We start from the raw sequence: 21,988 nt of genomic DNA, 5'->3' as shown, positions 1-21,988 counted from the left end.
ACCTCCCCAAGAACCACGTACCGCCCATGGCCAGAACCCTCATACTCAGGTACTGCTACTGGCTACTCCACCCTCAGCAAGAAAACGACGGCCGACAGACGACCGTTCCATCACCAAATGCCCCAGGCTTGGCGTTGGGGCGTGGAACCTGTGTGACAGCGTGAGGCAGTCAAGGCCCTCCGGCTGTGCCGACAGGGTGGGCAGCTCGGTAGCCGCGCCGCACCTCTCCTGTCCGCCGGGATGCCCCCACTTCCCTGCTTACTCGGAGCCAGCCTGCCGGGCCCTTTCATCGCTGGCGACGGGGTGCCCAATCGATCAAACGCGTGGCCGCGGGCGTCGGCGAAGGCGCCGTGGCCGGCGTCCTCGCCCACCGCTACCGGGCCGCAGACGGCGCTGCACCTCATCTGAACCGCCTCTGAACTCCCAGGCACAGGCACGTATTGGCGCATTCCATACGGGAGGGAAGCACATCAAGGACGCCTCGCCGTCGGACAATTGGTTCCATGGTCTTCTCATCCCCCGTACGCCTGTGGCTACTTCCCAATGCCGCACTGATCGTCGCACTGACCCTCTGGGGCGTCGTCCGCTACCCGCACCTGCCGAGCCGGATACCTCAGCACGTCGGCGTCGACGGGGTGGACGCGTGGACGGACCGGTCGATCGGCAGCGCGTTTGTGCTGGTGTTCGTGTACGTCGGGGCGACGGTGCTGCTGACCGCCTGCGCCGAGCTGACCCTGCGCGTGACGCCGCAGGCCGAGCTGCCGAAGGAGGCCGCGCCGTTCAGCAACGGGCTGGTGCGGTCCTCGCTCAACCGGCCACGCACCCGCGCCTCGGCGCTGCGCACCGCCCGGGCCTTGTGCGTGCTCAACGCCTGCACGGGGATCTCGCTCTCGATCGGCTCCGGAGTGCTGTGGCGCTCCACGGCCGACCGGGAGGTGTCCGGCTGGCTGTTCGCCGCGATGGTCCTCCCCCTCCTCGCCGGGACCGGTGTAACGGTGGTGGCCTCGGTACGCGACTGGCGAATTCCCGTGAAGTGAGCCCGCGGGCGGGAATTCATTTGACCCCTTATGAGGTTTTACCCGAATCCGCAGAGCGATGAAGGGCCACTGTGGGCACAGGCCCGGCTTGCGGAATTTTTGGGCTTCATGTCGTTTGATTTGACTTCGACTCGCGGCGTAGCGTGGAAGCGGTCCAACTGAGAGGGTCGGATCGTCATTCGGCCTCAAAGGAGGCAGAGATGAGCATCCGAAGCACACTTCCTCTCAACGGCGGTTGGGGCCACGACCACGGCGGACGGGGCTACGGGCGCGGGCGCGGTCGCGGCTACGGCGGCGGACGCGGATTCGGCGGCGGTCGCGGCTATGATCGCGGATTCGGATTCGGCCGCTGAGGGTTGTCGCCGGCCGGCAGACCTCACGAGACAACTACGAGGTGAGCTCCCGTTTGGCGGGGGCCCACTTCTTGCGTTGCGGGGCCGCACTCTCCTAGCCCGCCGCCGTCAGGTGCATGCACGATACAAACCTGCGCGAAATGCAAACCTGCGGGCGGAATACAAACGCTGCGTGAGGATTCATCCACACGCAGCGCACTTCCTAGAGCTTCCCGCTAGGTCTCTTGAGTATTCTCCTCGAACCCCGGAATTTCAATACAGCCGGCGAGGATGCGCCGGCTGCGCGGCAGGCGCCGGTCGAGTCCCGAGCGGGCGCAGCACTGCCGTCCCTTCCTCACGTCCCAGCTGCATGGCGAAGTCGAACCGGTCGACCTCCAGACACCACTCCACCTCGGTGGAGTGCGCACCGCGGCGTCGCCCGCTGCGCAGGTCGTCCGCGGCCGGGGAGGTGCGGGCACGGTGGACATAGGGGCCGGGGTCGAGGCGATTCCCGGCCAGGAGCCGGTCCAGGTACTCGGCGCGGGCCAGCTCCTCGGCGGCACGGCCGTCCTCGCGGGAGGGTCGCCGCCCAGTGGAGCGGTGTACGAGGGAGGTTGACGGGCTGTCAGCGTCTCTGGGTCGCTGGGCGGTTCTCTCGCGGGCACGCGCTCACGTTTCGGGCGGGCAAGCGGGGAGGGTCAGCGACTCGCGCCCCTTGGGCGAGGCGTCCGGGGCACGGGGCTCCCGGTCGCGCGCCGGCGCCCGGTCACGCATGAGCGCCGTGAGGGCGGGCGCGGTGAGTGCTGTCGCGCTCAGGGCCACCAGGACGAGCATGGTGAAGAGTTCGGGGCTGAGGAGGCCCAGTTCCCGTCCGGTGGTCAGCGCGATGAGTTCGGTCAGGCCGCGGCAGTTCATCAGCGCGCCGAGCGCCAGCGCGTCCCGCCACTCCAGTCCGCGGGTGCGGGCCACGAGTGCGGTGCCACCCCATTTGGTTGCGCCGGCCACGAGCAGGATGGCCGCGCACAACAGCCATCGGTCCAGGTGCGGGCCGAGGGTACCGATGTCGGTGCGCAGGCCCGTGCTGACGAAGAAGAGGGGAAGGAGGAAGGGAACCGTGAACTGGGCCAGGCCACAGGTGGCCTGGCGGAGCGTCGGCGCGTCACGGGGGGTGGCGGCGCCGAAGAGGAAGGCGCCGAAGATCGCGTGGATGCCGAGGTGGTCGGTGGCCAGAGCGGACAGGCACAGGCCGCCGAGGAGGAGCACGAGGGTGGCAGCGGGTCCGGGGCGGGCGCGGGCGAGGAAGCGGGCCAGCAGTGGGCGTACGACACACAGCATCGCGGCTGCGAAGGCGACGGTGAGCGCGAACGTCCCCAGCACGACCAGGGGCGAGGCGCTGCGGGCCAGGGCCGCGACGAGGGCCAGGAGCGTCCAGGCCAGTACGTCGGCGAGGGCGGCGCAGGTGAGGGCCAGGGCGCCCAGACGGGTGCCGGTCAGTCCGCGGTCGGTGAGGATGCGGGCCAGGACGGGGAAGGCGGTGATGCTCAGGGCCACGGCGAGGAAGAGCGTGAACGGCAGGCGTCCGGCGCCCTTCGGCGCATACGGGCCGTAGAGAGGAAGAGCGAGCAGGGCACCGCAGAGGAGAGGGACGGCGAGGCCGGCCAGGGCGACGGTGCCGGCCGTGCGGCTCTCGGTGCGTACGGTCTGCGGATCCAGCTCCCGGCCCAGCAGGAACATGAAGCAGAGCAGGCCGAGTTGGCCCAGGGTGTCCAGGACGGGTACGAGTGCGGGCGGTAACAGGACGGCGGAGGCGGCCGGCCAGACGTGGCCGAGCAGGGAGGGGCCGAGGAGCAGGCCGGCGGCGATCTCGCCGATGACGGGCGGCTGGCCCAGGCGCCGGCCCACCACTCCCCCCGCCCAGCATGCGGTGAGCACGAGGGGCAGGGAGAGCAGGAGCGCCGGCAGGACCGACGGGGCTGTCACAGGCTCAACATCTCCAGGGGCGCGGCACGGGTGATCTCGTCGATCCGCGCGGGGGTGAGCCCCGCCCGGTGGAACCACTCCTGACTGGCCGTGAGCCAGGGCCCGATGTCCATCTGGGAGGGCTGGCCGAGGTCGGAGCTGTAGACCGTCCTGGGCAGGACGGACAGCACATCGGCGAAGTCCGCCCAGCCCTGGTACTCCAGGAGGTGGGTGAGGGCGGTCTGCTCGGTCCAGACCTGCTCGGCGGCGGCCACCTCGACCAGGTCCTTGCAGCTCAGGCCGGTCATCGGGTTGGCGGGCTGGTTGAGCATCAAGCGGGGCAGCTCCAGCCGGACGGCCTCCTCGACCAGGAGCCGCACCTCGTGCCCATCGGCGTGGCCCGTGGAGATGACCACGGGCAGGTCGCGGGCGGCGCGCAGCAGTTCGCGCACCTCGGGGCGCAGCCGCCGGCTGTCGTCGGTGACGGTCAGCGGGCGCTGTCCGTTCTTGAGCAGCGGATGCGAGGCGGTTCGGACCAGCCGGCTTCGATGGGTGCGGCCGGTGACGGTGGGCAGGTGGACGATCAGCCGCAGTCCGCTGTCCTGGCCGTGCTGGATGACTGCCTGTTCCACGGCGCGCGGGTCGAATCCGCCGGCCAGGTCGTTGAGCACGAGGGAGCCGGAGACCGGAAGGCCCTGCTGCCGGGCCTCCCATGCCTGGGCGGCGGTCGAGCCGAGGTGGTTCTTCAGGACGACCCAGCCACCGTGTTCGGCGTAGCGGGCGCCGGCGGTGGCGGCGGTGTGGCGGCGCACGAACGCGTCGGGGCCGACGTGGTAGTGGACGTCGAGGAAGGCGGCGCCTTCCGGGGACGCCGGGCCGTGGGCGGTGGGCTCAGTGCTCGGCATCCCGGTCCCCGTCCTCCCAGGGGCGCGCATACCCGAAGCGGGCGCGTGCCTCCTCCAGCCGGCTGCCGCCCAGCGCGGCCTCCCGGATGCGGGACTCGGTACGCTCCACGGCCTCGGCGCGGCGGACCACCTCGTCGAGGAGTTCGGCCGGGATGCGCACCGCGCCGTTGTCGTCGGCGACGATCCAGTCGCCGGGGGCGACGGGCGTACCGGCGATGTCCACCTCGGCGCCGGTGCGGTCCAGTACGGCCCTGTTCTTGGCACTGACCATGGTCACGCCCGTGCTGAACAGCGGATAGCCGGCGGCGCGGCTCTCTTTCACATCGCGCACCGAGCCGTGCACGACCGTGCCGGAGATGCCGCGGTGCTGGGCGACGGCGGTGAGCAGGGAGCCCCAGTTGGTGCACTCCAGGCTGCCGCCGTTGTCCACGACGACCACCGAGCCGGCCGGTACCTCGTCGATGTAGTTGGCGGCGTTGTGGAAGGTCGTGGTGTCGTCGAGGGGCCGGTACCGGACGGTGAAGGCGGGCCCGCAGGCGAGGGTGCCCGGGGTGCGCGGCCGGATGCCGGGCAGCACGCACGGCGGGGTACGCAGGCTGTCCATGGCATCGGACAGGGCTGCGGTGTCCAGACGGGACAGCCGCTCGCGCAGGGTCCGGTTGTCTGTGGCGGTGGTCATGCGGATTCCTCCGTGCGAAGGCGGCCGGTGAGGTGGCGGGCGACGGCGCAGGCGGCGAAGTGGGTGATGTACGTGGTCACTTCGGGGCCGCGGTTGGGAACCGTCAGGTGTGCGGCGTGCTCTCCGGCCTCGTCCCGCACGAGGCAGGTCAGGGCGACGGTACCGGTGTAGGTGGTGCGGTCCCCGCCGTCCCAGGTTCCCGACAGGGTGACGCGGACCGGGCCCTCGCCCCCGCTGGTGTCGCGTTCGCGGGTCAGCTCGGCGGCGAAGTTCCCCTCGGTGAGCCGGTCGTCGACGTCCAGATCGAGCCCGCGCTCGTCCAGCAGCGTCGCCAGCTCCTGTACGGCGGTGCGGTCCCGGTCCGTGACGATGTGGTCGGCGAGCGCGGTGTCCAGTCGCTTGGCGAGGTCGTCGGCGGCCTGCGGCGGGCAGCCGAGCCGGATGTCGACGTACGGGTAGTGCCAGCGGTAGGCGGGCTTGACCGCCGTACCGCTCTCCCGTACCAGCTCGTCGACCAGGGCGGCGGCGTCCGCCTCGATGATGCCGAGGGTGCGGCGGAAGACGGTGGTCACCCGGGGCGGCTCGGGGAGGTGGGTCAGCCCGTCCCGCAGCACGTCCGCGAGCATCGGCAGGCATTCGCGGGGCGGCCCGGGGAGCATGATGACGGTGCTGCCCTGGACCTCTGCGCGGCAGCCCCAGGCCGTGCCGTTGGTGTTCGGCAGCAGCTCGGCGCCCTCGGCGAACAGTGCCTGGCGGCGGTTGTCGTCGTGGATGGCGACGCTGAAGCGGGTCAGCCGTTCCACCACGCCCTGCCAGGCCTCCTCGCGGTGTTCCAGAGGACGGCCGAGTGCGCGGGCCACCGCGCTACGGGTCACGTCGTCGGAGGTGGGACCGAGCCCACCCATGACCACGATGACGTCGTCGCGGCCGATGGAGGGGCGGATGGCGTCGGCGATGGTGGCCTCGTCGTCGCCGATGGTGTGGCGCACCCGGACCGGAATTCCGCGTTCACCCAGCATCCGCGAGGCGTTGGCGGCATTGGTGTCGTCCAGGTCGCCGCGGAGCAGTTCGTCTCCGACGGTGACGATGGCGGCGGTGGGCGTGTGCGGGACCTCGCGGCAGGCGTCGATGACCGCTTGGGCCGCTTCGGTGGTGGTGGCAAAACCGCCCAGGTCGTAGGTGACCCGGTCGCGGCGGCGGGTCACATGGCGTACGGCGTCCTGGATGCCGCCGGCCTCGTCCTGGAACCCCAGGTGCTCCAGCATGAGGGCGATGGTGAGGAACGCGGCGACGGGGTTGGCCCGCTGCCGGCCGGCCATCGCCGGGGCACTGCCGTGCACCGGCTCGAAGTAGTTGCCGTTCTCGCCGATGTTGGCGCTGGGGGCCAGGCCCAGCCCTCCCATCACTCCCCCGCCGAGGTCGGAGAGGATGTCGCCGAACATGTTCTCGGCGACGATCACGCCGAAGCGTTCGGGCCGGCGGGCCATCCAGAGGGCGACCGCGTCCACGTTGAGGACTTCGTAGGCGATCTCCGGGTAGCCGGCGGCGATCGCCTCCAGTCGTTCCAGGACGTAGGCGCTGCTGGCCCGCAGCACGTTGGGCTTGTCGGCGAGGGTGACCCGCTCGTAGCCGTGGTTGCGGGCGGTCTCGAAGGCGAACCGGAGGATGCGGTCGAGGCCGTGCGAGGTCTGCAGGCGGATGCTGGCGGTGGCGCCGGGGCGCCCGCTGCGGCGCACGTTGGGATGCTCCGCGACCAGTGGCCACATCTCGTCCGGTACGTGGTTCCAGTCCAGCCCCGCGTACAGGCCCTCGGTGTTCTCGCGCACCACGCAGAAGCGGTACGGGGAGCCGCCACCGAGGTAGTTCTCGACCGGCCGCAGGTTGGCGAACAGGTCCAGGCGCTGGCGCAGTTGGATGATCGGCGAGACGTACTGCGGGGCGCTTTCGCGCAGTTCGGGGGCGAGTTCGGCCAGTGCCTCGCGGCGCGGCTTGCTGGTGGTGGCGCCCAGCAGGACGGCATCGCTGCGGCCGATCAGGTCCCAGGTGCGGTCGGGCACCGGGTTGCCCCCGGTGCGCCAGGAGTCCCAGCCGATGTCACCGAATTCCAGGTCGATCGGCAGGCCGAGGGTCTCGATCACCGGCAGTGCGGCGTCCAGGACTTCCGGTCCGATGCCGTCGCCGGGCAGGACTGCGACGGTCTTGCGGTTCATGTCTGTTCCTCTCCCAGGAAGCGGGCCACGGCGTCTCGGGTGAGGGCCGGCTGATCTGCGTGCGGGCGCATTCCGGCATGCGGGATGCCCAGGCGGTGGTGCTGGGGGGACGGGCCGGTGGCCAGGTGGTGACGCTGGACGAGGCGGGACTGTTCGCCGTACACGTGCAACAGCCGCCCGGGGAAGGCGCGTACGGTCTTTGTGAGGTCCAGGTCGTGCAGCAGGCGAAGGCCGGACGACAGCCGCCATCCGGCCAACTCCTCGTCAGGAGACGGCGGTTGAGCGGGCTCACGATGGCTGACGGGCTCCGGTACGGTGCTCGCCTGCTGCGCAGGGCCGCGTACGACCTCTTCGAGGAGGCGCAGGGCCACGGGCAGGCCCTGGTCACCGACGGCGGCGGCGATCCGCTCCAGCTTGCCGTTCAGCCCGTCGTCGGCGACGGTGGGCCCGGAGAGCAGCAGGATCTTGGCCCGGCGGGCCCATGCGCGGGCGAGCAGGATCTGGACGACGGCTCCGCCCAGAGCATTGCCGGCCAGCACGTCCGGTGTGTCATGGTCCTGTTCGAGGCGGTGGGCCCAGCGGTTCGCGAGCGCCGTGAGGTCATCGCCGTCGCGCAGCAGGGACAGGGTGTCGTGGACCGTGACCCGGTGTCCGGTGGCGATCAGGGGCGCGGCGACCTGCCGGAAGAACGCGCCGTGGTCCCAACGGGCCATGACGGGGGCAAGGACGACCGCGTGGCGCGGCGCATCAGGAGCACCCAGCACGGTACGGGCCGGATCCGGTTCCGGAGCGGGCGCGGGGTCCGGGGCCGGGCCCGGTGCGGCGTTCCGCACCGGGCCCGGGTTCGGGGGACGCAAGGTCACTGGGCCCCCGCGGCCGTGAGTTCGCGAGCCGCCGAGAAGGCTTCGCCGATCCGGTCCACGGGGAGCTTGGCGCGCTCCTCGACGGACAGGTCGAAGTGGCCGAGGACGAGGTCGGGCAGCGGCAGCGACGGCCGGGCCTCTTCGAACCCGGCCTCCAAGTGGTGCGCGAGGCTGAGGATCCGCCCCAGGTCGTACCCCTCACCCTGGCCGTGCCGACCGAGGTAGGCCAGCCACTGCTCGGTGATGAGGTTGCCCGGCCCCTTGCCCATGCCGAGGACCGAGGAGTCGATCCAGGTGGCACCGGCGTCCACGGCCGCGATGGCGTTGGCCAGTGCCAGGCCGAGGTTGTTGTGGGCGTGCAGGCCGATGGCCGCGTCCGTCACCGACCGGACCAGAGTGACCAGTTGGGACACCTCACGCGGGAGCATGCTGCCGTTGGAGTCGGCGAGGTAGACCACATCGGCACCGGCGTCGCCGGACATGGCGGCGAGTTCGACCAGCCGACGCCGGTCCAGCTGGCTGACGCGGGTGATGTTGACGGTGGTGGTGAACCCGAGGTCCGCGGCCTTTGAGAGCATCGTGAGCCCGGCCTCGGGAGCGCCGGCCGGCAGGCAGAACCGCAGGAGGCGGATGCCTGCCGCGTACATGCGCGGAAGGTCGTCGTCGGTGATGTTCTTCGGGTGCAGGATCATGCACAGGCGCTCGGGCGGGACCACTTCGGCGACCGCGCGGATGTAGTCGTCGGCGCCCACGCCGGTTGGTCCGAGGCCGTCCTTGGGTTGGAACGAGCCGTTGCGGTACCCGATCTCGATCCACTCCACGCCGGCCGCGACGCTCTCACGGGCGTGGTGCAGCGCGTAGTCCAGCGGGAAGTCGAAGTTGTTGCGGTAACCCCCGTCACGCAACGTAACGTCAAGATTGATCACCATATTCCCCTCCATGTATGGCGAATGCAGTTGACGGGGTGACGGTTCGCGCGTGGATCCGCGGCGCGTCGCGATGGAACCGATGAGAGAGAACACTTTTATCTCTGCGGGATTCTTTTAAGGAAATCCCGTGTCACCCCGTTAGCGAACTTCATCTTCGGCTGTCCACGCCATCGCCGGCGATATCGCTTCGGCGAGGCGGAATCGGAAGTCCGTTGCCCGAAAACATACCGCACGTTTTCCTTCCGACCTTAATGCGAGGGTAAAGAATTTCCCATCAGCATCCAAGCAACCGGGGTGTCACCCATTGGCGACTTGCTCCGGACTTCGCGGTGTACGGCGCGGGGCTTCGTCATGAACCAGGGGTTCGGCTCGGGCCGCCGCGCTGCCGCTCCTCCCGCGCGACCTTCTGACGCACCCGGGAGCTGGTCTCCGTGAGCAATTCCAACCGGGCCGGATCTGCGCTTTCTCGCAGGGCGAGAAACATCCCGATCGTGATGGGCCTGCCGTTGAGCGGAAGCAGCGCGATGCGGCGCGAGGAGACCGTGTGCGCCGCCGTGGGGTACATCAGCGTCCAGCCCGCCGCGCCCGCCCCGATCTCGGCCAGGGTGTCCTGCAGCCCGGTGGAGGGCGGGCCGAGCGTCGGCTCGTAGCCCGCACCGCGGCAAGCGGTGAAAACGGTGTCGTGGAGAACCGGGTTCTCACCCCGCGCGGCTATCCGCAGGGGCAGCCCGGCCAGGTCGGCCAGATCGAGGGAGCCGCGCTCGGCGAGCGGGTGCGACGTGGCCAGAGCGACCACCAGCGGGTCCTGCCAGAGAGGAAGAAGCCGCAGGCCAGGGGCGCTGTCCACGCCCCGCACAAAGGCCGCGTCCAGGCGTCCGGCGCGCACCTTTTCCAGGCGGGTGGCGGTGTCCAGGGTCTGGAACTCGAACCGGGTGCCGGCCCCCGGGCCGGGCAGCGCGTCCAGGAAGTCGTCCAGCCGCGGCCCCAGGGCGGAGCTGATACCGACCCGGAAGGTGGCCTCGCTCTGCGCCGCCAGCCGCTTGGCCTTGGCGGCGAAGGCGTCGAGCGCCTTGAGCAGCTCCCGGCCCTCGGGCAGCAGGGCGCGCCCGACGGAGGTGAGCGTGACGGTGCGGCTGGAGCGGTCGAAGAGCTGGGTGCGCAGTTCGCGCTCCAGACGGCGGACCTGCTGGCTGACCGCGGGCTGGCCGATGTGGAGGCGTTCAGCCGCCCTGCCGAAATGCAGTTCTTCGGCGACCGCGACGAAGTATTGAATCTGGCGCAGTTCCACAGGACCCCCCTGGTTAAGGGCGATCCATTTTATTGAAAGCCGAATCAACTGCCCGCACGGGATCGCCGCGAGGAGAATTCTTGCACACTGCAGAACGGGGTCCCACCCCCGGGCGGGACCCCTCCGGCAAGGGCTTAACGCGAGCCCGCCGTTCCGGTTTATCCGGGCAGACCCCCGGGAATTTCGTTACTCCGCGGTAGTACTTTGCAAATCCCCGAAAGATTTTTCATCACTCGGGATTTCACCGTTCTCCGCCACCGGAACGGGCACGGCACGTGCGGCGGCCGCCCGCCCCGCTGTCTCCTGCCGCCGCGCCAGCGACAGGGACAGCGCGAAGGCCACGATCCCCACCAGCGACGCCACCACCACGAACCAGCCCAGGGCGAACAGATCACCGGCCGGCAGCCGGCTGGAGAGGAAGATGCCCAGCGAGGCGGCGAGCAGCTGGAGCGCACCCATCAGCCCGGACGCCGACCCGGCCGTCGAGCGGAAGGTGGTCACCCCCGCGCTCATCGACAGGGGCAACAGGAAGCCGTTGCCGTAGGTCATCACGGGCATGAAGACCAGCACCAGCAGGCCCCAGGGGGCGCCGGCCCCGCTCAGTCCCAGGCCCAGCATCATCAGCGCGCCGACGAAGAAGAACCCGTGGCCCACCCACAGCAGCTGGTTGATGGGCCGCTTGCGGACCAGGGTGCGCGAGGTGAGGTTGCCCGCGACGTACGCGATCGAGACGGTGATGTAGCAGTAGCTGGTGGTCTCGGTGGCCAGGCCCATCTTCTGGAAGACGAGCGGGGAGGCGGCCAGGTAGCCGAAGTAACCGCCGTACGCCACGGCCAGGTTGATGGTGTAGGCCCAGAACAGCGGGCGGGTCAGCAGCTTGGGGTAGCCCTTGAGCGTGGTGCCCAGGTGCTTGCTGCGCCGCTCCGGCGGCAGGCTCTCCGGGATGGAGGTGATCATGACGATCAGCGTCACCACGCCGATCAGCGCGGTCACCACGAACGCCGCGCGCCAGGAGACGTAGGTGGTCAGATAGCCGCCGACCAGCGGGGCGATGGACGGGGAGACACCCACGATCGGCATGACCGTGGCGAACATCCGGGCCGCGTCCTTCTCCTCGTACAGATCGCTGATCACGGCCCGGCCCAGCACCATGCCGGAGCCGGCCCCGAGCGCCTGGAGGAGACGTCCGGCGCCGAACACCTCGACGGTGGGGGCCGCCGCGCACACCAGGGAAGCCACGACGAACAGGCCGAGCCCGGGGACGATGACGCGCTTGCGTCCGTACGCGTCCGAGATCGGCCCGTAGACCGCCTGCGAGACCGCGATGCCGATCATGAACGCGCTGAACGTCCACTGGACGGACGCGACCGGGGTGTGGAAGGCGTGCGCGGTGGCCGGCACGCCCGGCAGGTTGATGTCCGAGGCGAACAGGCCCCCGGCGTTCAGCGAACACAGGACAGCGAGCAACAGCGCGTAGGGGGTGCGTGTTGATGCGGTCTTCATGACAGGTTCCTCAGGTTCAAAGGGAAGTCGCAGGCGGATTCACCCGGTGGCGACCTGCGCCCGGGCGATCTCTGCGCCGGCCAGCCGGCCGAACGTCAGCGCCCGCAGCACGGAGGTGGCCCCCGGATAGCTGCCGTAGTAGAGACCGGCGGTCTCGCCGACGGCGTACAGGCCGGCGAGGGGCTCACCCTCGTCGGTGAGCACCCGGGAGCGGACGTCGGTACGCAGCCCGCCGAAGGTGAACGTGATGGCGCAGTGCACCGGCCAGGCCATGAAGGGAGCGGTGTCCAGCCTTCTGGCCCAGTTGGACTTCGGCGGCACGAGACCGACGGTGCGCTTGCCGTCCGGCCGCGTCGGGTCGTACGGCGTCGGCCGGCAGGCGTCGTTGAACCGGTCGACGGTCCAGCTCAGTTCATCGGGTGCGATGTCCAGTCTGCGGGCCAGCTCGTCGATGCTGGGCGCGGTGATCGGGTCCTTGTCGGTCAGCAGCGACCGCTCATGGCCCTCGACGTCCAGCAACTTCGCATCACAGATCAGGTAGGCGGACTGCCGCGCCTCCCGCCAGATCCGGTAGGCGACCTCCCCGAAGGTGTTGTCCGGGGTGTCCGCCCCCTCGTCCAGGAAGCGCCGCCCGTCCGCGTTGACCAGGATCCCGTAGGGGTAGGCCATCACCAGTGCCTGCGCCTGGTGGCTGCGGGGGTCCACGGGCTCGCCGTGGAAGCGGTCGTACTGGCCGCTGCGGGCGGCGCCCACCGCCACGGCCATCTCGATGCCTTCGCCCCGGTTGCTTCTGCCGCCTGGGGCGACCGGCCGCAACGCACCTCCGCCCGGCCCGATATGACGCTCCATCAGCTCCGGGTTCCCCTGGAACCCACCGCAGGCCAGGACGACCCTCCGGGCGGCGATATGCCGCGATGTGCCGCCCTCCTCGACGCGTACGCCGTTGACCGCACCGCACTCGTCGGTGCTCAGCATGGTGGCGCGGGTGCCGTAGGCGATCGACCCGCCCAGCCGCTCCAGCGACGTGGCGAGCTTGTCCACCAGGCCGGCGCCCCCGCCGGCAGGCATCAGCCGCGGCCCGCCTGCGGGGACGAAGTAGGTGGGCCGGGTCTCGAAGTCCACCCCGTGACCGTCGGCGAGCCATCGCACGGTGGGCTCCGCGTGCCGGCCCAGTGCCGCGATGTACTCGGCGTCCGACTGTCCCTCGCTCAGCTCGTGCATCCGGCTCTCGAAGTCCGCGGCGGGCTTGCCGTCCGCCGTGAGCCGGAAGAAGGAGCTGGTCCACGTGGTGTTGCCACCGCGGTTGTAGCGGCTGGAGCGCTCCAGGACCAGGACCCGGCTGCCCGGGGCGTTCTCTGCGAAGCTGACCGCGGTCGCCAGGCCGCCCGCACCGCATCCCACGACCAGGAGATCCAGTGGAGCGGTGGCACCGGTCGAGGCGTCGACGGGCGGTACGGCGGTGTCAAGCGCGTCGCTCACGGCGGCTCATCATCTCCTGTTCAGGCGGGGGCAGGCGGCCGGTGCCGTTCCCGGGCCGGAACCGGGGGTTGCCCGGCCCGGGAACGGCGGCTGTGGGGGCCTCTGGACGTGGTGAGCTGCCTACGGCCCGCCCGCGGGGGTCAGCGCTTGGCGGCACGGGCGGCGAGCGTGTCGCCACCGATCGACCAGCTGTCGGTGGCGATCTCCTGCACGGTCACCCACACGCTCTCCGGCTTGCTGCCGGTGGCCTTCACGTAGGCGTCGGTCAGCTCGCGCACCAGCTCGGCCTTCTGCTCGGCGGTCTTGCCGGGGGTCTGCTGCACATGGATGAGGGGCATGGTGTTCTCCGATGGGTTGTCGCGGGTGAGATGACGGACTGACGGCCCCGGCCACCGGCCGGGGAACCTCCGTGCTCCAAGTCCAGCACCGGGCCGAAGGCCGTCCAAGACGCAATCCGATCTGGCACCGATCACGGATCGTGATGCGTGCGGGCGGCCCGCTGCCGGCCCGGCCCCTCGCTCTCCGCCGCGGGAGCCGGCGTCAGGAGACGGCGCGGCTCACGGCGTTCAGGCAATTCCCGCCGACGCGCCACGGTCGTCCGCTACCCGGCCGACGGCAACGGGCGTCGCCTTCGGCATCTCCCCGTCCAGCTCCCGGCCCGCGGTCTCCCGGCCCTTGAGCGCGACGGCGACGGTCGCCAGGGCCATCGGCGCGGCGGCGACCAGGGCGATGACGCGCATCCCCGGGTAGTGCGCGAGCAGCAGTCCGAGCAACGGCGGCGCGAACAGCCCGCCGGCCTTGGTGCACGCCGCAGTGAAACCGCTGGCCGCTCCCCGCACGTTGGTGGGGTAGATCTCGGCGGCGTAGGGAGCCAGCGTTGCCACTGCTCCCCCGGTGCCGATGAGCAGCAGCGCAAGCGGTCCGAAAGTGGCCGGACCGCTGCCGGCCCGGTCGGCGACGGCCAGGCACAGCAGTGCCAGCACGGTGACCACGCCGGAGAGCACCATGGTGCGGCGGCTGCTCCAGCGGGCGTAGAGCCAGGCGACCGCCACCGTGCCGGGAACGGCCAGCAGTGAGGAGAGCGGCAGGACCAGGCCGCCGGAGGACGTGCCCAGGAGCGTGGGCAGGAAGGTCATGAAGCCCCAGTTGACGATGCCCCAGGAGAGGGCGTACCCGCCGGCGACCAGGGTTTTCACCAGCACCCGGCGGCCGAAGAGGGCCGAGACGGTGCCCTGTTGGGGGGTCGGGTTCGGGGCCTGCTTCCCCTCCTCCCTCACCAACACCATCTGGTAGTCGGCGACGATCCGTTCGGCCTCGGCGACCCTCCCGTACCGGACCAGGAAGCGGGGCGACTCGGGGATCCACCGGTTGACCAGGAGGATGACGACGGCGAACGGGAAGTGCGTCAGCCACATGATGCGCCAGCCGAAGACCGGGATCAGGGCGGCGGCGAGCGCGCTGGTGAAGAAGTAGGCGGCGACGGTGACCAGACCGGCTTGGAGCACCATGACGACGCTGCGCTGTCGGGCCGGTACCGACTCCGCCATCAGCGCGTAGGCGATGGGCAGCAGCCCGCCCGCCGCGGCGCCCATCACCAGGCACATGACGAGGTTCCACTCGAAGCTGGGCATCACGGCGCAGACGGTGGTCGTGATGAACATCAGCGAGGACAGCAGGATCGTGGCACGGCGACCGAGGCGGTCGGCGAGCCAGCCCCAGACCAGGGAACCGACGATGGTGCCGGTCAGTGCCACGACCGGCAGCGCCGCCGCTTCCGGGGCACCGATCCCGTATTCCTCGCGCATGCCGGGGATGATGAACGCGAGCGTGGCGGGCTTCATCACATCGATGATCAGTGCGAGGGACAACGCGGCGATGAGCCGCCGGTGGGCCGGAGTGAGCCGCTGCTGCGGCCCCGGGGCCACGTGATAGCGGCCGGCCGCCGCGGCGGCATCGGCCGAGGGCGCCCTGTGGACCAGGCCGATGACGGCCGCCACCAGGCCCACGATCAGCAGGGCCATGCCGGCCGTCATGGCGGGCGAACCGTCCATCGCCATGCCGGCCATGCGGTAGTGCATCGTGCGCATGGCGAAGAACATGGGCAGGTGCAGGGCGATCCCGGCGCACGAGAGGATCACACCGGTCCAGAACCACCAGGGCCGGGCGATACCCGTTCCGCGGTCGCCGGCGGAGGGGGTGTCCAGGGTGTTGGGGGCCATGAGTACGGTCCGCCTTCCCGCGCTTCTCAAGCGCCCGTCGAGGGCGAGGTGGCTCGCACCGACCCCAGGTGCCGGTGCCACAGGTGCTGGGGGTCGGACTCGACCTCGCGCAGGACCTCGCGCATCTTGGCGAGCGCGGCCGGCTCCTCGGCGTCGTAGACGTCGCCCTGGAGCATCTTCAGGACGTCGACGCGGTAGCGGGGGTCCTGCACGAAGGCGGTGAAGAGGATGTTGAGCCGGTAGTAGATGGAGATGAACTCGTACCAGTTGCGGACGGCCTTGCGCAGCTTGCCCTCGTACGTCGCGAACCGCTCCCGGGCGAAGTCGCCGGCGCGGTGGGCCGCGATGATGTCGCGGGCGGCCAGCCGGGCGCTGTTGAGCGCGACGCTGACGCCGCTGGAGAAGATCGGGTCGACGAACCGGGCGGCATCACCCACCAACAGCCAGCCGTCGCCGCAGAGTTCACGCATCGCGTAGCTGTAGTCGCCCTCGGACTTGAAGGGGCGTACCCGCTCGGCCGCCCGCAGGGCGCGGCCCAGTTCGGGGCGGGAGTCGATGGAGTCCCAGAAGAACGTCTCCAGGTCGTCGGCCGCCGCTTCCTTGAAACGGGCCTTCTGCGTGACCACGCCGATGCTGGTGACGGTGTCGGTGATGGGGATCTGCCACACCCAGGTGTCGGTGAGGGGCAGGAAGTGGATGAAGATGTAGTCCGCGCGGTCATCGGTACCGCTGACCGCTTGCCGGTCCAGGCCCTCGAACCAGGTGTGGATCGCGTACTGGTTGAAGACCGGGTCCGGCTCCTTCAGCTTCAGCTTCCGGCCGAGGAACGTGCCGCGGCCGCTGGCGTCCACGATCATCCGCGCGCGTACGGTCGACTCGGCGCTCTCGGTTCGGAACGTGATCCGCTTGATGTCACCGTCGAGGTCCACACGCTGCACGCGGGCGCCCTGGCGGACCACCGCGCCGAGTTCGGAGGCGTGGTCCAGCAGCAGCTCGTCGAAGAGCCCCCGGTCCACGTGGTAGGTGTGGTCCTGGTGGACCCCGGGCTGGTCCCGCTCGCTGAACTGGACGTCCGCCAACCGGAATCCGCGGTGCAGCCCCCGGAAACCGAGGTGCGGGACCGAGTCGTCCACGGCGGCGGTCCAGGCGGCTCCGTACTTGCGCGGGAAGCCCGCCTTCTCCACCTTCTCCAGGGCACCCGTCTCCGCGAGTACCGGCGTGGTGGCCGGCACCAGGGATTCGCCTACGTGCGGGCGCGGAAAATGCTCTGCTTCGAGTATGACGCAGGACAGGCCGGCCTGTGCGAGATAAGCAGCCATGGTGGCCCCGGCAGGGCCGCCACCGATGATTCCGACGTCATACAGAGAATCAGACACAGTGAGTCCTTTCGCGGGTTGGCCGAAAGCTAGCAGCCGGTCCAGCCGTTCACCAACCATTACCGGAAAGAGGTTCAGAAAAATGCGCGGCGCCGTGCGCACTCGCCGGTAAATGGGCCGGGAACCGATCAGGGAACGTGATCGGACCCATTGCGAATCGGGTGTGGTTCCCAGCGTTTCGCTGTGGTCAGCTAGCGAGGTCCGAATGGCGCCGGCTACAGGAGAGATGCACCACGATGACCAAGAACGAGGCGGTCACCGTCGTCCGGGAGTACCTCCAGAAGGAGGTTCTGGGCTCCCCGCAGGAAGAGATCGCGCTCGACGCGCCGCTCCTGGAGTGGGGAATCCTCACCTCGCTCACCACCGTCCAGCTGATCGGCCATATTCAGGCGACCCTGGGTATTTCCATTCCGCATGACCAGGTGGTGGGTTCCAATTTCGCGACGATCGACAATATCGCGGCACTGCTCGTGGAATTGTCGGACGCTCAGGTGCGGGCCTGAGGAGGTCAGCGTGACGGACTTTGACATCGGAATCATCGGCGGCGGTCCGGGCGGTTCCACGGCTGCTTCCTATTTGGCCCGGGCCGGACTCTCGGTAGCGGTATTCGAGGGCGAGGAGTTCCCGCGCCCGCATGTGGGGGAATCGCTGGTTCCGGCCACCACGCCGGTACTGCAGGACCTCGGCGCCCTGGCGAAGGTCGACGCGGCGGGCTTCCCCAAGAAGTACGGTGCCGCCTGGACCTCCCCCACCGGCGCCCGCGCCACCGACGCCTTCGACGTCGCCGACCTGGCCTTCGCCGAGGACGAGGAGCTGTGGGGCGGCCAGACGTACACCTACCACGTGGACCGGGGCCGCTTCGACCGACTGCTGCTGGAGCACAGCGCCGGCCTGGGCGCCAAGGTCTTCGAGGGCACCCGGGTCCGCCGGGTGGAGTTCGACGGCGACACCCAGCGGATCGTGCACGCCTCGGGCGCCGGCACGAGCACGGCCACGGTACGGATGGTGATCGACGCCAGCGGGCGCGGCACCGTACTCGGCCGCCAGCTGGGCCTGAAGGTCACCGACCCGACCTTCGACCAGTACGCCGTGCACGGCTGGTTCACCGGGCTGGACCGCGAGGGCATCGCCGGCCGCACCGAGCTGACCGACTACCTCTTCGTGCACTTCCTGCCGGCCGAGGACAGCTGGGTCTGGCAGATCCCGATCACCGACACCGTCACCAGTGTCGGCGTGGTCTCCCGCAAGAGCCGGCTGCGGCAGGCCGGCGGCGACCGCGAGAAGTTCTTCTGGGGCGCGCTGGACCACCGCCCCGATCTGGCCGCGGCGCTGCGCACCTGCACGCCCGTCCGCCCGCTGACGGTCGACGGCGACTTCAGCTACGCCATGCGGCAGATCGCCGGCGACGGGTGGGCCCTGGTCGGCGACGCCGCCCGGTTCGTCGACCCGATCTTCTCCAGCGGCGTCGGCATCGCCATGCACGGCGCGCGACTGCTGTCCCAGGACGTCATCGCCGCCGCCGCGGCCGGGGACTTCACCCGCCCCCGCTTCGCGGAGTACGAGGCCAAGCAGCGGTGCGGGCTGACCAATTGGTACACCTTCATCACCCTCTACTACCGGCTCAACATCCTCTTCACCGCCTTCGTCCAGGACCCCCGCTACCGCCTCGACGTCCTGCGCCTGCTCCAGGGCAACGTCTACAACACCGACCAGCCACCGGTCCTCGCCGCGATGCGCGAGGTCATCGAGACGGTGGAGAACAACCCGGACCACCTCTGGCACCGGCACCTCGGCACACTGCGCGCCCCGGCGTCGGCGCCGCGCTTCTGATGCCGGCGCTCAGAGCCCTGGGCGCACAGCGGCCCCGGTCCGGCGACACGGGCGCGGCCACCACCCTGGTCTGCCTTCCGTACGCGGGCGGCACATCACGCACCTACGAGGGCTGGCTGCCCCATCTCCCCGCGTCCGTCCGGCTCCTGGCGGCCGACCTGCCGGGCCACGGACTGCTGCGCGGCGACGAGCCGGTGACGCGCGACCTGTCGTACGTCACCGAGCGGCTGTGCGACCAGATCCCCCCGCCCGCACGGGCCGGACGGCTCGTGCTGTTCGGGTACAGCCTCGGCGGCTGCCTGGCGTTCGCCCTCGCCCGCGCCTGGCGGGAACGCTGGGGCGCCGCACCGTACGCCCTGGCCGTCGCCGCGTACGACGCGCCCTGGGCACCGCGCGCGCTGCCCTTCTTCCGCGACCTGGAGGATCACGAACTCCTCACGCGGGTAGGCGAGTTCGGCGCGGTCCCGCAGGCCCTGCTGGCGCACCGGGAGCTGGCCCCGCTGCTGGTACGGGCGCTGCGTGCGGACATCGCCATGGCCGAGGAGTACCGGCCGGAGCGCGCGCAGCCGCTCAGCTGCCGGGTATCGGTCTTCGGCTGGGCCCGGGACCCGCTCACCACGCCCGGCGGGCTCGCCGCCTGGTCCCGGGAGGCGGCGCCCGGTGCGTACCGCCGCCATCTGTACGACGATCCGCCCGGCGGCCACTTCTTCGCCGAGCGGGACCCGGAGCCGGCGCTCCGCGCCCTCTTCGCCGACCTCGACGCCGACGTCAGTACTCCGGTGCGAGCGTCGGCCCCCACCTCGTGAAGGACATGCCATGGACGCCCACCACCCCGCCCCGCTCGTCCCCGCAGGGCCCGACTTCCGCGCGGACGACCTGGTCAAGGCCGCGATGGACTGGCACTTCGATCCGGCCACCGGCTCCCGTTTCTGGCTGGAGGCGGCCCGGACGTGGTCGTTCGATCCGCGCGCCGACATCACCACGCTGGCCGACCTGGCGCTGCTTCCCGACGTCACCGACCGGATGCGTACCGTCCCGGTCGGCGACCTCGTGCCCAAGGGCCTGGCGGGCAGCGGCCCGATGCGGGTCTTCGAGACCGGCGGTACCACCGGCCGGCCGCGGCGCATCGTCGACTTCGCGGAGTTCCGTCGGCAGGCCGGCTGGTGGTCCTCGTTCCTCGACCGCGAGCAGGTCCCGCACGGCGGCAACTGGCTGCTGATCGCGCCGACCGGCCCGCACGCCGTCGGCCACGTCCTGCGCGAACTGACCGCGCTGCGCTCGGCCGTACCCCTGCACATCGACCTCGATCCGCGCTGGGTCAAGGAGTTGCTGCGCAGCGGCCGGGCCAAGGAGGCCCAGGGCTACATCGAGCATCTGGTCTCCCAGGTCATGGACCTGCTGACGACCCAGACCATCGACGTGATGTTCTGCACCCCGCCGCTGCTGGAGGTCCTCGCGCAGTCGCCCCGCGCGGTGGAACTGATCAACCGCAGCGTGCACACCATCTTGTGGAGCGGCGCATCGATGGACCGCGACACCCGTGACATCCTGCGCCACGAGGTCTTCCCCGAGGTGCTGCTGCGCGGCGCCTACGGGAACACGGTCACCGGCGTCTCTCCGGAGTACGCCCCGACCGCTCAAGACGCTGCCGCGGCGGGCCCGTACGACGACGGCAGCGCGGTGTTCGTCCCCTGCTACACCGGTTTCCTCATGGAGATCGTTGATCCCGCCTCCGGCCGGGAGAGGGTGCCCTACGGCGCCCGTGGCCGGGTCCTCGCGCACACCCTCACCCGCGAGACCCTGCTGCCCAACAACCTCGAACGGGACTTCGCCACCCGCATCGCCCCGGTGCCCGGCCATCCCGCCGACGCGGTCGCCGATGTGGCGCCGTACGCCGAGCCGGACACCGAGATCATCGAGGGCGTGTACTGAGCATGTCCCTCGACACCCGTACACCCCTCCGCGTCCTCAACGCCCTCGTCCTTTCCGGGAGTTACGCACCGACCCGACGGGAGACCCTCACCGATGTCGCCGGCCGGCCGGTCGCCGAGCTGGCGATGGTGCCGCGGCTCGCCGTGGCCCGCACCATCGAGGCGATGCGCCGGGCCGCCCCTCCGGTGCCCGAGGACGTCCGGGAAGTGATCGCCACCGCCGGCCTGCTCTTCGCCACCGCCATCCTGGAGGGCGAGACCCCCGACGACTACTGCCACGCCGTGGCCCGTACGACCGGGCTTCCGCTCAGCACCCCGCGCTTTGCCCTCGGCCTCTTCGAGACCGGCGCCGCGGCCATCGCGGAGGCCGCGGCCGGCCAGCGGCCGCACGCGGTCGCCGCCGGCTACCCCTGGAGCGACGGGGCGTCCGCCGCGGCCCCCGGTGCCGTGTGGACCCGCAAGGGCGACGTCCTCGCCGTCCTGGCGCCGGGCAACCACCCCGGGCCGCACCTGGAATGGCTCACCGCGCTCGCCCTCGGCTACCGCGTCGTCGTCCGTCCCTCACGCCGCGACCCGTACACGCCGGCCCGGCTGATCCACGCGCTGCGCGCGGCGGGCCTGCACCCCGCGCAGTGCGCACTGCTCCCCGGCGGCCACGAGATCGGCGATGCACTGGTCGGGCTCGCCGACCGGGCCGTGGTCTTCGGGGGCGACGAGGTCGTCAGCCGCTACCGGGGGGACGAGACCGTCTTCCCCCAGGGCCCCGGCCGCTCCAAGATCCTGGTGACCGAGGGCGTGGACGGCAGAGAACACCTGGAGGTGATCGCCGCCTCCCTCCTCTCCGGCGGCGGTCTGGGCTGCGTCAACGCGACCGCGCTGCTGGTCGAGGGCGATCCGCGCCCGCTGGCCCAGGCACTGGCCGAGCGGCTCGCCGGTCTCCCGGCCCTGCCGCCCGAACACCCCGACGCGGTCCTGCCGGTCACCCCGCTGTCCCGCGCCCACGCGCTGCGCGACCACCTCGCGCGGCGGGCGTCGCAAGCCGAACCGCTGGTCGGCGCGGGGCGCACGCTCGGTGCGGCGGACCTGGTCGCCGATCTCGGCGACGGCAGCGCCGCGCTGCGCCCCTCCGTCCACCTCGTGACCGACCCGTACGACCCCGTGCTCGGCGCGGAGATGCCCTTCCCCTGCGTATGGGTGGCGCCGTGGACCCGCCGCGACGGCCTCGGCCCCCTGCGGCACAGCCTCGCGCTGATGGCCCTCACCACGGACTCCGGGCTGCTCTCCTCGGCCATCGCCGACCCCACCATCCGCAACGTCTTCCTCGGCACCCGCCCGACCAGCACCTACGTCCCCGGCCTGCCGCACGACGGTCACCTCGCGGAATTCCTGATGACCGCGACCACCGTCGTCCCTTGACCGACCCGCCTCTCCCGGAAGCTGAGCATCAC

Annotated in this window: 19 protein-coding genes; 7 read left to right on the top strand and 12 right to left on the bottom strand. The window is 70.9% G+C overall.

Annotated elements, in window-relative coordinates:
• The first annotated feature begins 503 nt into the window (after nt 1-503).
• Both AB0G35_RS24635 and AB0G35_RS24630 read left to right on the top strand, forming a co-directional pair.
• Nucleotides 504-1,037, top strand: a complete 534-nt coding sequence (locus tag AB0G35_RS24635) for a DUF1648 domain-containing protein (RefSeq protein WP_360953377.1) — start codon at nt 504-506, stop codon at nt 1,035-1,037.
• Nucleotides 1,038-1,660: 623 nt separating this feature from the next.
• Entirely contained in the window at nt 1,661-1,987 is a 327-nt protein-coding gene (locus AB0G35_RS24630; RefSeq protein ID WP_360953374.1) for a hypothetical protein, read from the top strand.
• Nucleotides 1,988-2,038: 51 nt separating this feature from the next.
• On the opposite strand, the gene AB0G35_RS24625 is transcribed toward AB0G35_RS24630, so the two are convergent.
• The 12 genes from AB0G35_RS24625 to AB0G35_RS24570 form a co-directional block, all read right to left on the bottom strand.
• Nucleotides 2,039-3,349 carry a cation:proton antiporter gene (locus tag AB0G35_RS24625; RefSeq protein ID WP_360953371.1) on the bottom strand — a complete coding sequence of 437 codons (1,311 nt, stop codon included), beginning with the start codon at nt 3,347-3,349 and terminating at the stop codon, nt 2,039-2,041.
• On the bottom strand, nt 3,346-4,233 hold the full coding sequence (locus AB0G35_RS24620) for a DUF6282 family protein (RefSeq protein WP_360953368.1): 888 nt from the start codon (nt 4,231-4,233) through the stop codon (nt 3,346-3,348). The genes AB0G35_RS24625 and AB0G35_RS24620 overlap by 4 nt, the downstream gene beginning before the upstream one ends.
• A complete protein-coding gene (locus AB0G35_RS24615; RefSeq protein ID WP_360953365.1) occupies nt 4,220-4,912 on the bottom strand; it encodes an RraA family protein in 693 nt (230 codons plus the stop codon). Before AB0G35_RS24615 ends, AB0G35_RS24620 begins: the two co-directional genes overlap by 14 nt.
• Complete coding sequence (locus AB0G35_RS24610) at nt 4,909-7,122, bottom strand: isocitrate/isopropylmalate family dehydrogenase (protein ID WP_360953362.1); 2,214 nt, start codon at nt 7,120-7,122, stop codon at nt 4,909-4,911. The genes AB0G35_RS24615 and AB0G35_RS24610 overlap by 4 nt, the downstream gene beginning before the upstream one ends.
• Entirely contained in the window at nt 7,119-7,955 is an 837-nt protein-coding gene (locus tag AB0G35_RS24605) for an alpha/beta hydrolase (RefSeq protein ID WP_360953359.1), read from the bottom strand. Before AB0G35_RS24605 ends, AB0G35_RS24610 begins: the two co-directional genes overlap by 4 nt.
• A gap of 26 nt (nt 7,956-7,981) precedes the next feature.
• On the bottom strand, nt 7,982-8,914 hold the full coding sequence (locus AB0G35_RS24600) for a hypothetical protein (protein ID WP_360953356.1): 933 nt from the start codon (nt 8,912-8,914) through the stop codon (nt 7,982-7,984).
• A 349-nt stretch (nt 8,915-9,263) separates the two neighbouring features.
• Complete coding sequence (locus AB0G35_RS24595; protein WP_360953353.1) at nt 9,264-10,202, bottom strand: LysR family transcriptional regulator; 939 nt, start codon at nt 10,200-10,202, stop codon at nt 9,264-9,266.
• Between the two features lie 186 nt (nt 10,203-10,388).
• Nucleotides 10,389-11,705, bottom strand: a complete 1,317-nt coding sequence (locus tag AB0G35_RS24590) for a multidrug effflux MFS transporter (RefSeq protein ID WP_360953350.1) — start codon at nt 11,703-11,705, stop codon at nt 10,389-10,391.
• Nucleotides 11,706-11,744: 39 nt separating this feature from the next.
• Nucleotides 11,745-13,184: an FAD-binding protein gene (locus tag AB0G35_RS24585; protein WP_360953347.1), complete on the bottom strand. Its 1,440-nt coding sequence runs from the start codon at nt 13,182-13,184 to the stop codon at nt 11,745-11,747.
• A 140-nt stretch (nt 13,185-13,324) separates the two neighbouring features.
• Complete coding sequence (locus tag AB0G35_RS24580) at nt 13,325-13,522, bottom strand: 4-oxalocrotonate tautomerase family protein (RefSeq protein WP_030413313.1); 198 nt, start codon at nt 13,520-13,522, stop codon at nt 13,325-13,327.
• Between the two features lie 228 nt (nt 13,523-13,750).
• On the bottom strand, nt 13,751-15,403 hold the full coding sequence (locus AB0G35_RS24575; protein WP_360953343.1) for an MFS transporter: 1,653 nt from the start codon (nt 15,401-15,403) through the stop codon (nt 13,751-13,753).
• A 26-nt stretch (nt 15,404-15,429) separates the two neighbouring features.
• The gene (locus AB0G35_RS24570; RefSeq protein ID WP_360953340.1) at nt 15,430-16,779 is read right to left on the bottom strand and encodes an NAD(P)/FAD-dependent oxidoreductase; all 1,350 of its coding nucleotides are present in this window, start codon (nt 16,777-16,779) and stop codon (nt 15,430-15,432) included.
• Between the two features lie 236 nt (nt 16,780-17,015).
• On the opposite strand from AB0G35_RS24570, the gene AB0G35_RS24565 reads away from it, so the two are divergent.
• Genes AB0G35_RS24565 through AB0G35_RS24545 form a run of 5 tightly spaced genes read left to right on the top strand, consistent with a single transcriptional unit; the run spans nt 17,016 to nt 21,956 of the window.
• The gene (locus AB0G35_RS24565; protein ID WP_360953337.1) at nt 17,016-17,282 is read left to right on the top strand and encodes a phosphopantetheine-binding protein; all 267 of its coding nucleotides are present in this window, start codon (nt 17,016-17,018) and stop codon (nt 17,280-17,282) included.
• A 10-nt stretch (nt 17,283-17,292) separates the two neighbouring features.
• Nucleotides 17,293-18,609, top strand: a complete 1,317-nt coding sequence (locus tag AB0G35_RS24560; protein ID WP_360953334.1) for an NAD(P)/FAD-dependent oxidoreductase — start codon at nt 17,293-17,295, stop codon at nt 18,607-18,609.
• Complete coding sequence (locus AB0G35_RS24555) at nt 18,609-19,415, top strand: alpha/beta fold hydrolase (protein WP_360953332.1); 807 nt, start codon at nt 18,609-18,611, stop codon at nt 19,413-19,415. Before AB0G35_RS24560 ends, AB0G35_RS24555 begins: the two co-directional genes overlap by 1 nt.
• 10 nt (nt 19,416-19,425) lie before the next feature.
• Nucleotides 19,426-20,541: a phenazine biosynthesis protein gene (locus AB0G35_RS24550; protein ID WP_360953329.1), complete on the top strand. Its 1,116-nt coding sequence runs from the start codon at nt 19,426-19,428 to the stop codon at nt 20,539-20,541.
• A 2-nt stretch (nt 20,542-20,543) separates the two neighbouring features.
• A complete protein-coding gene (locus AB0G35_RS24545; RefSeq protein WP_360953326.1) occupies nt 20,544-21,956 on the top strand; it encodes an aldehyde dehydrogenase family protein in 1,413 nt (470 codons plus the stop codon).
• Nucleotides 21,957-21,988 lie beyond the last annotated feature (32 nt).

The sequence above is a fragment of the Streptomyces sp. NPDC021749 genome (assembly GCF_040640655.1).
In the GTDB taxonomy this organism is placed as follows: Bacteria; Actinomycetota; Actinomycetes; order Streptomycetales; family Streptomycetaceae; genus Streptomyces.
The sequence above is the reverse complement of the archived record's forward strand: the minus strand, read 5'-3'. Positions and strand labels throughout refer to the sequence as shown.

Bases quoted from the DNA above. Each gene is read 5' to 3' on its own strand.
- AB0G35_RS24635 (WP_360953377.1), top strand. From the start codon at position 504: ATGGTCTTCTCATCCCCCGTACGCCTGTGGCTACTTCCCAATGCCGCA.
- AB0G35_RS24630 (WP_360953374.1), top strand. From the start codon at position 1,661: ATGCGCCGGCTGCGCGGCAGGCGCCGGTCGAGTCCCGAGCGGGCGCAG.
- AB0G35_RS24620 (WP_360953368.1), bottom strand. From the start codon at position 4,233: ATGCCGAGCACTGAGCCCACCGCCCACGGCCCGGCGTCCCCGGAAGGC.
- AB0G35_RS24615 (WP_360953365.1), bottom strand. From the start codon at position 4,912: ATGACCACCGCCACAGACAACCGGACCCTGCGCGAGCGGCTGTCCCGT.
- AB0G35_RS24610 (WP_360953362.1), bottom strand. From the start codon at position 7,122: ATGAACCGCAAGACCGTCGCAGTCCTGCCCGGCGACGGCATCGGACCG.
- AB0G35_RS24600 (WP_360953356.1), bottom strand. From the start codon at position 8,914: ATGGTGATCAATCTTGACGTTACGTTGCGTGACGGGGGTTACCGCAAC.
- AB0G35_RS24590 (WP_360953350.1), bottom strand. From the start codon at position 11,705: ATGAAGACCGCATCAACACGCACCCCCTACGCGCTGTTGCTCGCTGTC.
- AB0G35_RS24580 (WP_030413313.1), bottom strand. From the start codon at position 13,522: ATGCCCCTCATCCATGTGCAGCAGACCCCCGGCAAGACCGCCGAGCAG.
- AB0G35_RS24575 (WP_360953343.1), bottom strand. From the start codon at position 15,403: ATGGCCCCCAACACCCTGGACACCCCCTCCGCCGGCGACCGCGGAACG.
- AB0G35_RS24565 (WP_360953337.1), top strand. From the start codon at position 17,016: ATGACCAAGAACGAGGCGGTCACCGTCGTCCGGGAGTACCTCCAGAAG.
- AB0G35_RS24555 (WP_360953332.1), top strand. From the start codon at position 18,609: ATGCCGGCGCTCAGAGCCCTGGGCGCACAGCGGCCCCGGTCCGGCGAC.
- AB0G35_RS24550 (WP_360953329.1), top strand. From the start codon at position 19,426: ATGGACGCCCACCACCCCGCCCCGCTCGTCCCCGCAGGGCCCGACTTC.
- AB0G35_RS24545 (WP_360953326.1), top strand. From the start codon at position 20,544: ATGTCCCTCGACACCCGTACACCCCTCCGCGTCCTCAACGCCCTCGTC.